Origin of the sequence: Seramator thermalis, from assembly GCF_004138125.1 — a bacterium.
Classification (GTDB): Bacteria; Bacteroidota; Bacteroidia; order Bacteroidales; family Dysgonomonadaceae; genus Seramator; species Seramator thermalis.
In genome coordinates this window covers 193,121-207,182 of record NZ_RXHS01000007.1, presented here as the reverse complement: position 1 = coordinate 207,182, position 14,062 = coordinate 193,121, and the positions used below count along the sequence as shown (strand labels likewise).

Here is a 14,062-nt window from a genome sequence, read left to right as displayed (position 1 = left end):
AACGCCCCAATTTTTGCGGGCGTTTTTTTGTATGTTAACTTCATCTGCAAACAAAATTGCCCACCGTACAATTTTTTCGTTAATTTTGGGTTTCCTATGAATGTAAAGAACATGCTATGAACATAAAAATTCTGTTTCTGACCGTTTTCTGCTTTACGTCATTTGGCTTGGCTACTGCTCAACATTCGATCCACACTCAACCTTTATCGGACGAAATAAAGTCGATTCAAATCCTGGTCAACGATGATCCTTTTTTGCCTCCGATCATTAAACTGCAAGGAGACGATAGAATAATACTGAAATTCGACAAACTCTCAATCGAAGAACCTCGCTTGCGCTATCGTATTTTTCATTGTACCGCTAATTGGCAAAAGAGTGATTTGACGGATATCGATTTTTTGAATGGTTTTAATAATCAGCTGATTGAAGATTATCGATTTTCTGAAAATACAACCGTAAGCTATATTCATTACGACTTGAATTTCCCAAACCGTCAAGTCAGTCCAAAAGTTTCGGGCAATTATGCAATCGAAGTATATTACGAAACCGCGCCCGACGATCCTTTGCTCCAGGCTTGTTTTTCGGTAACCGAAAATCAGGTTCGCATTCAGGGAAGCGTGTCGGGCAATACCGATTTCGACTTCAATAAAGCTCATCAACAGATAAGTTTCGAAATTTCACATCCCCGGCTTTCCTTTCACGATGCCAAGCGTGAAATCATGGTTACTGTTCTGCAAAACAATTGCCTCAATTTTGCTCGAAAAAACGTGCAACCGACTTATATTTACCCCAACCGGCTGGTTTTCGAGCACAATCCGGATCTTATTTTTGAAGCCGGAAACGAGTACCGCCGATTCGAGATTCAGAGTCGTAGGTATGGCGGCATGGGTGTCGAATGGATTCGCTACACACATCCACATTACGTGGCCATGTTAAATACAGACGAGGTAAGAGCCAACAAAACTCGGCAATACGATCAAGATCAAAATGGAAGATTTTTTTTGCGTACAACCGATGGTGACGATTCGGACGTGGAAGCCGACTATTTCGAAGTGCTGTTTAATTTGAATTCCCAAGAAAGCATTTATCCTTTGCATGTGATAGGCGATTTCACTTATAACAATCCCAAAAACTTTGTTCTTCACTTCGATGAAGCTACACAAAAATATCAACTCTCAACTTTATTAAAACAGGGTTTTTATAACTATCTGTACGTTTCGGCTCAGGATGACGAACATTATTCCATGTCTCAAATCGAAGGAAATTATTACGATACTTCCAACGAATATCTGATCATGGTGTATCATCGTCCTCCCGCGAGTCGCTTCGACAAACTGATCGGTTGGCAATTATTAAAAACGGAATAATAACCTCAACCACCTCTCATTCTCATAAAAAAATTAAAAATACGCTTCGGGGAGAAAAAAAATATTCGACGAAGTATATCTTTTTCAGACAATTCACAACACAATTCGCATTTAATCGTATCTTTGCAATCATAATCCACGAACGATGGGATCACTTGTTACCGTAAGAACCTACGCCGATTCTGCCGAAGCGGACATCATTCGGAAAAAACTCGAAGCAGAAAATATCGAATGTTTTCTTTTCGAGAATATTGACTCTACCGATAACTCGAGAAAAACAATTTTACAGGTCGGGTCCGATCAACCGGAGCATTCACTCAACATCCTCGACGAGAGTCAAGACGCTTCTGAAAGAATTGCGATTATAAACTATTCGGATATCGGGGACAAAAAAAGATGTCCTTTCTGCGGATCGTCCAATATCGGCAAAATGACAAGCGGCAATTGGTTGACATATATTCCTTTTCTGATTCTAAGTCTTATATTCCCCACATACAGGCGATCTTACATTTGTTTCGATTGCCACCGCAGGTGGATGATACGAAAACACGCGGTGATTGAATCTATCAGAAGACATCGCCCCAAAAACATATAGTTTTCCGTGAAAAAAACATTTTCAATAGTATAAAAATGGACAGACGAAATTTTATCCGCACAGGCAGTCTGGCTCTTGCAGGATCTGTTGTTGCCCCGACTTTTGCATCGCCTTTTGGCGGAACAAACGAAAAAACAGCTGTTTCGGAAGCGATGAAACATTTTGGAGTCACGGAAAGCGACCTGCAAAAAGTTATTGCTGCCGCTTTGGAAAAGGGGGGTGACTACGCAGACCTTTTTTTCGAACATACGTTCAGCAATTATGTCGGACTGCGCGATCGCGAAGTGAATCGATGCAATTCCAATATCGATTTCGGTATGGGAGTTCGTGTCATTTCGGGAGATCAAACCGGCTATGCTTATGTTGAAGAGATTACACTCAACGAAATGCTGAGAGCCGCACGCACTGCTGCACGAATTGCTTCCGGCACCCGCAAGGCCAATCCTGTGGCATTGACCGAGAAGTCTATTAAAACAAACTTCTACACAGTTTCAACGCCATGGGATAACTTGTTACTCAAAGATAAGATGCCTTATTTGCAACGGCTGAACGATCGAATCTTCGACGCAGATAAACGCGTACAAAAAGTTTCCGCTTCGCTCACCGACGACACTTCTCATATCCTTTTTTGCAATTCCGAAGGAGTTACTTTCTACGATTATCGACCAATGGCTACACTGTCCGCCGTGTGTATCATGGAGGAAAACGGAAAAATCGAAAACAACTATGCCTCGCGTGCCTATCGTAAAGGTGCTGATTTTCTCACCAACGACCTGGTGGACATAGTAGCCCGCGAAGCCGTAGAAAATACAGCCAAATTGTTTCAGGCCGTGAAACCCAAAGGTGGAGAAATGCCCGTCGTTATGGGTGCCGGAGGATCCGGAATTTTACTTCATGAAGCTATCGGACACGCCTTCGAAGCCGATTTCAACCGAAAAAATATTTCGATTTTTTCAGATCAATTGCATAAAAAAATTTGCAACGAAAACATCAGCGTAGTGGACGACGGTACCGTCCCCTTCAACCGCGGATCTGTTAACATCGACGATGAAGGAAATTATGGCCAAAAAACCTATATCGTCAAAAATGGGATTCTCAACAGCTACCTACACGACCGCATAAGTGCAAAACACTATGGGGTGACGCCTACCGGCAACGGACGTCGCGAGTCGTTCCGAAATGTGCCCATTCCACGTATGCGAGTAACCTACATGGAATCGGGCAACATGAACGAGGCCGACATCATTGCTTCGGTGAAGAAAGGAATTTATGTCAATCAGTTCACGAATGGTCAGGTGCAGATCGGCGCAGGCGATTTTACTTTTTTCGTCAAATCGGGTTATCTTATCGAAGATGGCAAACTCACGCAACCCATCAAAGATATCAATATTATAGGCAACGGACCAAAAGCATTGGCCGATATCACGATGGTTGGCAATAACCTCGAACTTGACAACGGAACTTGGACTTGCGGAAAAGACGGTCAGGGTTGCCCGGTTTCGCAAGGAATGCCTTCTGCTTTGGTAAGTAAACTCACTGTTGGAGGCGAAAGTTGATCCGATGGTCGTTTCAAATTTTTCATCATCCGATTTCTTTTGTTTAAGGTGAAATCCGATGAAATTCGAACCTAATAAATTCCATTCAACCAACGAAATTATGATCTCAAACGAAAATAAAAATCTCGCCCGCTGGGCGATGGATTTCGCACTCAAAAACGGGTGTCAAGCAGTAAAAGTGAATCTGTACGCCGGATCAAACAGTTCTTTTGAGATGCGCGACGCCAAGATGGATCGGTTGCAGCAAGCTTCTGAAAACGGTATGACGATTGCTCTTTATGTCGATGGGCGATACGGTACCTATTCTACAAACCGATTAGACAAAACCGAACTGCAATCGTTCATCAAAAATGGCATCGCTTCTACGCGATACCTGGCTAAAGACGAAGCTCAGACATTGCCCGATCCGTCGCGATACTACAAGGGAGGCAAGCCCGATCTGAAACTGCTCGACCCTAACTTTTCTAAAATAAATCCTGACCATAAGGTGCAAATGGCAAAAAATGCCGGCGAAGAGGCTATGGGTAAAGATGCACGCATTATCTCAGTAGAATCTTCCTACAGCGATGGTGAAAATTTCGGATATAAACTTTTTAGTAATGGATTCGAAGGTGAAACCGGAAATTCATGGTTTTCCATCTCCGCAAGCGTGTCGATGAAAGGTGAAGGTGATGCCCGCCCCTCGTCGTATTGGTATGAATCGGCTCTCATGCTTGACGATCTCGTCAAGGAGGGCATCGGACAGAAAGCACTCGAGCGTACCATCAAAAAACTGGGACAAAAGAAAATCAAATCAGGCAAATACACGATGGTGGTCGATCCGCTCAACTCCTCGCGTCTGGTTTCCCCTATGATCAGCGCACTTTATGGATCGCAATTGCAGCAAAAAAACTCCTTCCTTCTCGACAAAATCGGGCAACAAATCGGAAACGAAAAATTTACGCTTCGCGACGAGCCTCATCTCATTGGAGCAATGGGTGCACGTTATTTCGACAACGAAGGTGTAGCCACCCAACCTCGCACCATCTTCGATAAAGGTGTTCTGAAAACTTATTTCATCGATACCTACATTGCCAACAAAATGGGTATAGAACCGACGATTGCCGATCCATCAATACTCATTCTCCAGCCGGGAAACAAAGATTTGCAAGGACTCATTGCCGACGTCAACAACGGAATATTGGTTACGGGCTTCAACGGCGGAAACAGCAATAGCTCTACAGGCGATTTTTCTTTCGGCATCGAAGGGTTTCTCATCGAAAACGGACAAACTACCCAGCCAATCAACGAAATGAACGTAACCGGCAATTTTCTTAGTCTGTGGTCGTCACTGGCCGAAGTTGGCAACGATCCACGCTTAAATTCGTCCTGGCGAATTCCTTCTCTCGTATTCGATGGTGTAGATTTCAGCGGAATATAAAATATGGGTTGTTTTTGGGAGAAGGTAAAAAACCTTCTCCCAAATTTTTTCTGTATTATAATATTCAAAAACATCCACGCAAGTGAAGTACGAAGAATACGCCAAATTCGTTATTTTGCAATCAGCTTAGTACTTCGGTCGTATTTGGGTCGTACTTGCGTCGTATTTGGGTCGAATGAAACGAAGCCCACTGTTGCATTCCGGCTCAGACATTTCTTCAGGAAAATCAATCAAACTAAACTACTTATATACAATGTATTTTCTCTTTTTAATTAAGCAATCGATATAGCTCGCTACAGAAAAAGCATTCAATTCATTCTCAACCAATCTTCAGGGCATTTTACATGCGGCAAATGTTATAAATCGTCATTATTTCGGCCGATGATATGTTAATTGAAAATTATCATGTAAATTTGTACCGGAATCTATTGGCTCCAACGATTTCCTTTATTGAATGTTATGGCTAAAAAAAACGAACCACGCAATAAAAAATCTCGCACAGCGACAAACGAGAAAAATCGAAAAATCATCCGCTGGATGTGGAGAATTTTCGGTATTTTCATTTTGTTGAATATATTGATCTTCGGACTTTTATCTGCAGGTGTTATTGGCTATATTCCCAATCTCGACGATCTGGAAAACCCGATCGACAAATATGCCTCACAAGTTATTTCGTCCGACGATAAACTTCTCTTCACTTATTCGCAAAGCGACGACAACCGTATTTTCACCGATTATTCGCAACTATCACCTTATTTGATTCAAGCTCTTGTTGCAACTGAAGATGTCCGTTTCTATCAGCATTCGGGCATCGACATCATCGGACTGGGACGTGCCGTAGTGAAAACCTTGCTCCTGCAACACGAATCAAGTGGAGGCGGAAGCACCATCACTCAGCAGCTTGCCAAACAACTGTACTCACCGAGGGCTAAAAACAAAATCCAACGTCTCTTTCAAAAACCCGTTGAGTGGGTTATTGCCGTAAAACTCGAACGTTATTATACAAAAGACGAAATCATCAATCTTTATCTAAATAAGTACGATTTCAACTACAATGCTATTGGCATTGAGTTGGCATCGCATACCTACTTCAACAAAAAACCTATCGACCTAACAATAGAAGAAGCTGCTACTCTCGTGGGCATGCTAAAAAACTCGGCTCTCTACAACCCTGTCCGACGTCCCGATTTGACTCAGCAGCGACGCAACGTTGTGCTCACGCAAATGGTGAAGGCCGGCTATCTCTCCGAAGAGGAGAAAAACGAGTTGATCAGCAAGCCTATCAAGCTCGATTTCAACAGAGCCAACCATACCGATATTCCTGCCCCTTACTATCGTCAACACTTGGCTATGGTGTTAATGGCCGATAAACCCGATCGTCGAGATTATCCTGCGAGCTGGCAAAAACAGCAATTCATCGAAGATTCCATTGCTTGGGTTGAAAATCCGCTTTATGGATGGTGCAAAAAAAACAAAAAGGCCGACGGTTCTAATTACAATTTATACACTGACGGATTGAAAATTTACTCTACCATCGATTCGCGTATGCAGAAGTATGCCGAAGAGGCGGTGAGAGAACAAATGGCCTACTTGCAACCGATTTTCGACAAAGAGAAGGCGGGAAAGCCCTATGCTCCGTTTTCGAGTAGTGTCGCCAATGAAGTCGATCGCTTGCTCGCCAACGCCATGCGACAAACCGACCGCTATCGGGGAATGAAAAAAGCAGGATTTAGTGAGGATGAAATCCTCAAGGAATTTAAAAATCATAAAACCGAAATGAAAGTGTTCTCATGGAAAGGTGGTGAGATAGACACCGTGATGACTCCGTGGGACTCGATTCGCTATCATAAATCGTTTTTAAGGGCAGGATTCATGGCTATGGACCCATTCACCGGACATGTGAAAGCTTATGTGGGCGGACCCGATTTCAAATTCTTCAAGTACGACATGGTGAGCACCGGAAAACGCCAAATCGGCTCGACCATCAAGCCGTTTCTTTACACGCTTGCCATGGAAGAAGGCATGACGCCTTGCGATCAGATGCTTCACGTGCCGCAAACCCTGATTACCGAAACAGGTCAGGAATGGAGTCCGAAAAATGCCGGAGCAGGTAATGTGGGAGAAATGGTTACTATCAAATGGGGATTGCAAAATTCCAGCAACTGGGTAACGGCTTATCTCATGAAACAGTTCTCGCCTTATGCCTTTGCACGATTACTCAAATCGTTCGGACTGAAAAGTCCGATCGATCCGGTCGTATCGCTTGCCCTGGGTATTTGCGACGCTTCGGTTTCGGAAATGGTGAGCGGATATTCTGCTTTCGCCAATCGAGGTATTCGCGTCGATCCGTTGATGGTAACACGTATCGAAGATTCTTATGGCAATGTGGTCGGTACGTTTATTCCTAGTATGCACGAAATTTTCAGCGAAAGTACTTCTTATAAAATGCTCGATATGCTCCGGGCAGTCATCGACGGCGGCACAGGCAGCCGCTTGCGAAGGATATACAACCTGAAAGGACAAATGGGAGGCAAAACGGGTACGACACAAAATAATTCCGATGGATGGTTCATGTCGTTCACGCCCGGCATTGTGGCCGGTAGCTGGGTAGGCGGGGAAGATCGTTCCATTCATTTCGACAGAATGGCTTACGGACAAGGTGCCAGCATGGCACTGCCCATTCACGGGCTATTTTATCAGAAAATATACGCCGATCCATCTCTTCATATCAGTGACGATGGGATTTTCGAAATTCCGGAACAATTCAGAAATCCATGCTTCGAACCCGATAAATACTCACCCGAGTATTATCAGAATAATCAACCCGTAGAAGGCCAAGGCATCGACGACATTTTCGATTAACATTCCTATTCGGCATAACGAAAAATCAAAGGGGCAAGATGGAAATAAAGCCCCTTTGATTCTAAAATACTGATTCCCATTCCAATAGAATCTGTTTTTTATGTCTTTTCGATCCTCTCTATTCGCCACCTTGTTTTTTTCCGTAACCTACAACCACTATGTCGCTTTGGATATTGCTAACTTGTGGGCTAACTTGTGGAGATTCATCGTTCTGAAGGCGGAAATATGCTGAAAATTCGACGTTGGGATTTGCTTTGCCTCCTGTTTTTGCCAAGGCAATATCGGGAGGAAGCGCTTTTATTACCCGCATAACTTCAGCTTCTAAAGAAGGATCTACGCCCTGGATAATTTTTACATTTGAGATTTCACCTTTTTCGTTAACACTGTACTTGGCTTTCACCAATCCTGTTATTCCCTTTTCTTGTGCAATGACTGGATATCTAATATTTTCGGCAATAAATTTCAAATAACCAAGATCGGGATCACTCATTTTTTCTTCAGTAACCGTTATGGTATTTTGTGCGGGTTTCTTCTCATTTTGCAATCTGAAAACGATGGGCAAAGTATACCTCACGTCTACGACTTTTCCTCGTTGCATGCCCGGCTGCCATTTAGGCATCGAATTAATTACCCGAATAGCTTCTTCATCCAATAACGGATCAACTCCTCGAACTATGTCAGCATCAGTAATGCTTCCATCTTTTCTGACAATAAAATTACAGATTACTCTCCCCTGTACACCCTTCTTCTTCGCCTCTTCCGGATATTGAATATTGTCGGACAAAAACTTCATCATAGCTTCCGTTCCGCCCGGAAATTCGGGTTGCTTCTCAACTACTACAAAGGTTTCATCGTTTTGCCTGATGTTCTTTGTCGTGTCCTGAGGCGAGGTCGTAGTTTTTGCGGGTTCATTCTTTTGTGCATACGCACTGTTTGCTGTCACCAATAATACGAACAGAGGCAAAACGGCTATATATTTCGCCAGTTTTCGCGAGGGTGATTTGGTTTTGTTCATCATCATAATTCGTTGTTTTAATTGTGATACATTAAAGTTATTTACTATCTGAACTGCAGTTTCATGATAAGTCAATCGTAAAAGGTGGTACTGGTAGTCGCGACTATTTATGCCTTTGCGTAAGATTTCGCTATCGACCAAATATTCCAGATTGATGGTGATTTCTTTTTTCATCAACCATACAAAGGGATTCCACCAGAAAAAAATACACAATAATTCCCCCAGCATAACATCCAGCGAATGCCACTGTCGTACGTGAATTTGCTCATGCAAGAGTATTTGTCTCATCTCTTCTTCAGAATGGGCTTCTGTGTTGACAAAAATCCAGTTGAAGAAAGAAAAAGGCAATATTTCATCGGATAAATGGTAAACGTTATACGCTCCTATTCTTTGCAGAACGCTTTTACGTTTAATACGGAAGATGGTAACCAATTGCCAGATAAACCGAACCAGGAAAAATGCCGTTCCGACAGCCATTACCAAAAAGAAGATATTTTCCCAATGAGTAAGCCAAAAATTATTTTCCGTAGTAGACTCTGCAGCCAAAAAAGACATGGCCGGTTGCCCGATAATAACTTCTGCAGCATATCCTCTTCTAAGGAAAGAGAAGATATTTCCCCATGCTTCGATGGTAAAAAGCGGATAAACAAGCGAAAAAACAATCGCTGCAAGAAAGTAACACCGTTTCAACCGAATAAAAGTATCTTCTTTCAACAACAGTAGGTACACGAGGTAAAAAATTGCCAGTGCAATGTTTACTTTGACCAAGTAAATGAAAAGCGTTTCCATTTTTTAGAAAATTAAAAGTGAACGGTTTAAGCAACCTAAAAATCAAGTCTTGCTTTCTCCCTGATTTTTTTCGATAAGACGGATGATTTCTTCCAACTCGTCTTTTGTGATTTTTTGTTCTTTCGCAAAAAAAGAAACCAATTCCTTGTAGGAGTTATCGAAATAGCTTTTTACCACACCCGAAAGGAAATGTTGTTTATATACGGCTTCGGTAACTTTGGGACGAAAAACTTTTACATTTCCGTATCGTTTTTTGGTGAGATAATTCTTGCGTTCGAGATTTTTGAAAATAGACGCAACCGTAGTATAAGGCGGTTTCGGCTCTTCCATTCTGTCAACGACATCTTTTATAGCACATTCGCCTAACTGCCACACATGCAGCATTACAGCTTCTTCTTGAGGGGTCAATCGTTCCATAATTTCAGTTCTCACTATTATTTTGTTATATCGACACAAATTTACGAGAATTTCGTAATTGAACAAACATTTTCGTAATTGTTTTGCGTTAAATAAAACTAAATCCCGAAAACTGATGTTAGTTCTCGGGATGTAAAAATATTAGATAATTTAAAATAAGCGAGTTATCTATTTTGGATTAACTCTAAACCGATCGTCACCGTTTTTAAAGAAAGCAACTATTTGACGAGCTGCAGCAAGACCGGCATTTACGTTAGCTTCATAAGTCTGAGCTCCCGATTTTTTGGGAGTTGAAAAATATCGCATGCCAAATTTAGATGCAAACTCATCGTGTTTGTCGGGCTTAATGTCGGTGATATATTTGAAATCGGGACGCTCTTCCATAATACGTATCATATCTTCCTCATTGACTACCTCTTTACGGGCCGAATTTACAACGATCCCGTTATCGCCCATCCTCGAAAGCAAATTATAATTCACACATCTGTATGTATCCTCGAGCAAAGGCATGTGCAACGACACAATATCACTATTATCAAACAACTCTTCGGCACTATATACCGAAATCACTCCATATTGGCCTTCCTTTCGCAAATCGTCGTGTGTGAGAATGGGGGAAAAAGCATAAACAGGCATTCCGAAACCTCGCGCAATTTTTGCCACCATTTTTGCCACATTCCCAAACGCATATAACCCAAGTCGATTGTTTTTCAATTCATGGCCGGTGCTTCCGTCGAAATGATTTCGCTGCACATAAAGCAACATGGCGAATACAAGCTCGGCTACTGCATTTGCGTTTTGACCGGGAGTATTCATTACGCACACATCCCTATTGGTTGCAGCCTCCAAATCAACATTGTCATATCCGGCACCTGCACGCACGATAACCTTCAAATTGGGAGCCGCATCAATTACTTCCTGATCAATGATATCGCTACGAATGATAATAGCATCGACATCAGCAATAGCTGCCAATAGTTGGGATTTATCGGTATATTTTTCGATTTTCTCGAACACATGTCCGGCCTCTTCTATAATCTTCTGAATCTCTTTTACTGCCTGCGCGGCAAAAGGTTTTTCGGTAACCAAAAGTACTTTCATAATTGTCGATACCCTTTCGTCATCCGTTGTTTTTTTCAAATTCTTTCATGCAGTCCACCAATGCTTCCACACTTTCCATCGGGCAGGCATTGTAAATAGATGCCCGAAATCCTCCTACCGAACGATGGCCTTTGATTCCGACCATTCCTCTCGCTTTGGCAAAGTCAAGAAATTCGCCTTCCTTGTCCTTATACTCCTCGTTCATCACGAAACAAACATTCATCAGCGAACGATCTTCTACAGCAGCAGTTCCTACAAACATTTTGTTACGATCGATCTCGGCATAAAGCATTTCGGCCTTTTCTTTGTTCCGTTTATACATTGCATCCACACCACCCTGAGCTTTTACCCACTTCAGCGTTTCATGCATCACATAGATGGCAAAAACGGGAGGAGTATTGAACATAGACCGATCTTTTTCTTCTTTGCCAATATGTGTGCGATAATCAACCATCGTTGGCAATGGACGGTTTACTTTTCCGAGAATATCTTCGCGCACAATGACGAAAGCAACCCCGGCGGGTCCCACATTTTTTTGTGCACCACCGTAGATCAATCCGTATTTCGACACATCCAGCGGACGACTCATGATATCGGACGACATGTCGGCCACAAGCGTAACGGGGCTGTCAATATCTTCATGAATTTCGGTTCCGTAAATAGTGTTGTTGGTGGTAATATGAAAATAATCGGCATCCGTAGGGATAGTATATCCTTTCGGTATATATGAATAGTTTTTGTCTTCGGATGATGCAACAACCTCCACTTCGCCATACAACTTAGCCTCTTTAATAGCTTTTTTAGCCCACACTCCTGTTTGCAGATAAGCTGCTTTCTTTTCGAGAAGATTGGCCGGAACTTCGAAAAACTGTGTGCTGGCTCCCCCTCCTAAAAATAGCACTTGATAGTTGTCGGGGATGTTTAACAACTCTTTCCATAAGTCGGCAGTTTCTTTCATGATTCTCTCCCAACCGGGCGTACGGTGAGAAATTTCGAGAAGACCGATACCGGTGTTATCGAAATCACGAATTGCTTCAATAGTAGCCTCGATTGCCGGCTTAGGCAATACACACGGACCTGCGTTAAAATTGTACTTCTTCATAAGAAAATTATTTAAAAAACTGTTTTAAGGTTGGAGTGTGGTTTTTTAGAAAATACACTGCATTTTCCGACTGCAAAGGTACGAATTTATTCGACAAAAAAGGTAAAAATTCGACCCGAAATTTCGTATAAAAAACGGAATCAAAACTTCGAAAAAAGATTTTTGTCCAATCCAACGAATCGTACTATCTTTGTCTATCAAAGCGTAATTTAAATGATTTCCAAGTTTCCATCCGTACTTCTGGAAAATGCGGTCAACGAATTTTCAAAATTGCCCGGAATTGGCAGAAAGACCGCCTTGAGACTGGCGCTCCACCTACTTCGACAAGACAAAGAGAGCGTGGAAAATTTTGCAACTGCCATAACTACTCTTAAGAACGATGTTCGCTATTGCTCCTGCTGTCACAACATATCCGACACCGAGATTTGTCCGATTTGTGCTGATCAGTCTCGTGATGCTTCTACCATTTGTGTAGTGGAAAACGTGAAGGAAGTTATGGCAATCGAGAATACAATGCAATTCAAAGGATTGTATCACGTCCTGGGTGGAATTATCTCGCCGATAGATGGCATTGGCCCTTCCGATATCGAAATCAACAGTCTTGTCGAAAGGGTGAAACAGGGCAGCATTCGGGAGGTGATTTTGGCGCTGAGTGCGACAATGGAGGGAGATACGACCAATTTTTACATTTATCGGAAGCTTCAGCCGTTCGATGTCAAGGTGAGCATTATTGCTCGAGGCGTTTCTGTAGGCGATGAAATCGAATACGCCGATGAAGTTACTTTGGGCAGATCTATCATTAATCGAACCCCTTTCGACGAATCCTATAAAAACGTTTCAACCCAATGATGCAATCCATCGAGGAAAAAACCGTTCGTTCTCTTCGTGTTCACTATTACGGAAGCTATGTTTTGTTGGGATCTCTGTTTCTGTTCGTCTTTTTCCGGAGCAGAAGATTTTCGGAAACTCCTCAACCGCTGAATATGGCGCTGCAGCAATACGGCATTTTAATTACTTTAGCTGCTATTCCTTTGGCTTTGAAAACGTTCGCCAATATGATTAAGCGAAAAAGAGATAAAGAACGGACAACTCAAGAAACTATCATCGCATATAAAAAAGCTTTTTTTCTGCGCCTCTATCTTCTGGATTGTGTAATTTTGGGCAACATCATACTGTATGCCATTTCTTACAATCAAAACTATGCATGGCTCACGGTTATTCTTTTTCTTACATTGCTTTTCTGCAAACCATCCTATCGAGAACTTGAAGAATTAATTCCACGGGAAAAAGAAGATGAACAAATTGCTTGAAAACGATCTGATATTGCTACGTGCCGTAGAGCCCGAAGATTTGGATACCCTCTATGCATGGGAAAACGATACCGATTTGTGGAAATACGGCTCCACGACAGCCCCCATCTCACGATTTGCATTGATGGAATATATCATGCATGAGCAACAAAATATATACGAAAACGGGCAACTTCGAATGATGATCGTCCGCAAATACGACTTACAACCCATTGGCGCAGTGGATTTATATGATTTTGATGCATTTCATCAAAAGGCGGGAGTGGGTATTCTGATCGATCGTGCCTACCAGCAAGGCGGTTTCGCAACATCAGCCCTCGCATTGCTGGAAAAATATGCTTTCGATTTTCTGAAACTTCACCAGTTATACGCCTTTGTACCCAAGACCAATACGTCGAGTTTGAAACTCTTCGAGAAGGCAGGATTTATCCACGCAGCCATCTTGAAAGATTGGATTTCGTGGCAACATTCCTTCGAAGACGCCATAGTGATGCAGAAAATTAATTCCAAGACATAAAAATAAAAATA

General features: G+C 42.3%; 12 protein-coding genes. 8 read left to right on the top strand and 4 right to left on the bottom strand.

The features are described 5' to 3' along the window. Positions 1 to 116 precede the first annotated feature (116 nt). The 5 genes from EJN84_RS07130 to EJN84_RS07110 all read left to right on the top strand — a co-directional run bounded on the left by EJN84_RS07130 (position 117) and on the right by EJN84_RS07110 (position 7,800). Positions 117 to 1,367 (top strand): type IX secretion system plug protein, encoded by a 1,251-nt coding sequence (locus EJN84_RS07130; protein WP_129594770.1) that lies wholly within the window; start codon positions 117 to 119, stop codon positions 1,365 to 1,367. Positions 1,368 to 1,512: 145 nt separating this feature from the next. After that, on the top strand, positions 1,513 to 1,962 hold the full coding sequence (locus EJN84_RS07125) for a hypothetical protein (protein ID WP_129594769.1): 450 nt from the start codon (positions 1,513 to 1,515) through the stop codon (positions 1,960 to 1,962). 35 nt (positions 1,963 to 1,997) lie between these two features. Next, positions 1,998 to 3,518, top strand: a complete 1,521-nt coding sequence (locus EJN84_RS07120) for a TldD/PmbA family protein (RefSeq protein ID WP_129594768.1) — start codon at positions 1,998 to 2,000, stop codon at positions 3,516 to 3,518. Positions 3,519 to 3,618: 100 nt separating this feature from the next. Beyond that, the gene (locus EJN84_RS07115) at positions 3,619 to 4,938 is read left to right on the top strand and encodes a TldD/PmbA family protein (protein WP_129594767.1); all 1,320 of its coding nucleotides are present in this window, start codon (positions 3,619 to 3,621) and stop codon (positions 4,936 to 4,938) included. Between the two features lie 537 nt (positions 4,939 to 5,475). Beyond that, positions 5,476 to 7,800, top strand: coding sequence for a transglycosylase domain-containing protein (locus tag EJN84_RS07110; protein ID WP_238943958.1), 2,325 nt, complete (start codon positions 5,476 to 5,478; stop codon positions 7,798 to 7,800). Positions 7,801 to 7,918: 118 nt separating this feature from the next. Here EJN84_RS07110 and EJN84_RS07105 read toward each other — a convergent pair whose 3' ends face one another. The 4 genes from EJN84_RS07105 to serC all read right to left on the bottom strand — a co-directional run bounded on the left by EJN84_RS07105 (position 7,919) and on the right by serC (position 12,224). Next, complete coding sequence (locus EJN84_RS07105) at positions 7,919 to 9,604, bottom strand: TonB family protein (RefSeq protein WP_129594765.1); 1,686 nt, start codon at positions 9,602 to 9,604, stop codon at positions 7,919 to 7,921. A gap of 42 nt (positions 9,605 to 9,646) precedes the next feature. Then, positions 9,647 to 10,021, bottom strand: a complete 375-nt coding sequence (locus tag EJN84_RS07100; RefSeq protein WP_129594764.1) for a BlaI/MecI/CopY family transcriptional regulator — start codon at positions 10,019 to 10,021, stop codon at positions 9,647 to 9,649. Positions 10,022 to 10,189: 168 nt separating this feature from the next. Then, the gene (locus EJN84_RS07095; RefSeq protein ID WP_129594763.1) at positions 10,190 to 11,122 is read right to left on the bottom strand and encodes an NAD(P)-dependent oxidoreductase; all 933 of its coding nucleotides are present in this window, start codon (positions 11,120 to 11,122) and stop codon (positions 10,190 to 10,192) included. 19 nt (positions 11,123 to 11,141) lie between these two features. Continuing rightward, the gene (gene serC / locus EJN84_RS07090) at positions 11,142 to 12,224 is read right to left on the bottom strand and encodes a 3-phosphoserine/phosphohydroxythreonine transaminase (protein ID WP_129594762.1); all 1,083 of its coding nucleotides are present in this window, start codon (positions 12,222 to 12,224) and stop codon (positions 11,142 to 11,144) included. 213 nt (positions 12,225 to 12,437) lie between these two features. Between serC and recR the strand changes: the two genes are divergently transcribed. From recR to EJN84_RS07075, 3 genes are read left to right on the top strand one after another with little or no spacing between them, the layout of a single operon-like run. Further along, entirely contained in the window at positions 12,438 to 13,073 is a 636-nt protein-coding gene (recR, locus tag EJN84_RS07085) for a recombination mediator RecR (RefSeq protein ID WP_129594761.1), read from the top strand. After that, on the top strand, positions 13,070 to 13,534 hold the full coding sequence (locus EJN84_RS07080; protein ID WP_129594760.1) for a hypothetical protein: 465 nt from the start codon (positions 13,070 to 13,072) through the stop codon (positions 13,532 to 13,534). The genes recR and EJN84_RS07080 overlap by 4 nt, the downstream gene beginning before the upstream one ends. Further along, complete coding sequence (locus EJN84_RS07075) at positions 13,518 to 14,051, top strand: GNAT family N-acetyltransferase (protein ID WP_129594759.1); 534 nt, start codon at positions 13,518 to 13,520, stop codon at positions 14,049 to 14,051. Before EJN84_RS07080 ends, EJN84_RS07075 begins: the two co-directional genes overlap by 17 nt. The last annotated feature ends 11 nt before the right edge of the window (positions 14,052 to 14,062 follow it).

Excerpts from the sequence above, each read along its gene's own strand:
- EJN84_RS07130 (WP_129594770.1), top strand. The coding sequence starts at position 117 with ATGAACATAAAAATTCTGTTTCTGACCGTTTTCTGCTTTACGTCATTT.
- EJN84_RS07125 (WP_129594769.1), top strand. The coding sequence starts at position 1,513 with ATGGGATCACTTGTTACCGTAAGAACCTACGCCGATTCTGCCGAAGCG.
- EJN84_RS07120 (WP_129594768.1), top strand. The coding sequence starts at position 1,998 with ATGGACAGACGAAATTTTATCCGCACAGGCAGTCTGGCTCTTGCAGGA.
- EJN84_RS07115 (WP_129594767.1), top strand. The coding sequence starts at position 3,619 with ATGATCTCAAACGAAAATAAAAATCTCGCCCGCTGGGCGATGGATTTC.
- EJN84_RS07110 (WP_238943958.1), top strand. The coding sequence starts at position 5,476 with ATGTGGAGAATTTTCGGTATTTTCATTTTGTTGAATATATTGATCTTC.
- EJN84_RS07105 (WP_129594765.1), bottom strand. The coding sequence starts at position 9,604 with ATGGAAACGCTTTTCATTTACTTGGTCAAAGTAAACATTGCACTGGCA.
- EJN84_RS07100 (WP_129594764.1), bottom strand. The coding sequence starts at position 10,021 with ATGGAACGATTGACCCCTCAAGAAGAAGCTGTAATGCTGCATGTGTGG.
- EJN84_RS07095 (WP_129594763.1), bottom strand. The coding sequence starts at position 11,122 with ATGAAAGTACTTTTGGTTACCGAAAAACCTTTTGCCGCGCAGGCAGTA.
- serC (WP_129594762.1), bottom strand. The coding sequence starts at position 12,224 with ATGAAGAAGTACAATTTTAACGCAGGTCCGTGTGTATTGCCTAAGCCG.
- recR (WP_129594761.1), top strand. The coding sequence starts at position 12,438 with ATGATTTCCAAGTTTCCATCCGTACTTCTGGAAAATGCGGTCAACGAA.
- EJN84_RS07080 (WP_129594760.1), top strand. The coding sequence starts at position 13,070 with ATGATGCAATCCATCGAGGAAAAAACCGTTCGTTCTCTTCGTGTTCAC.
- EJN84_RS07075 (WP_129594759.1), top strand. The coding sequence starts at position 13,518 with ATGAACAAATTGCTTGAAAACGATCTGATATTGCTACGTGCCGTAGAG.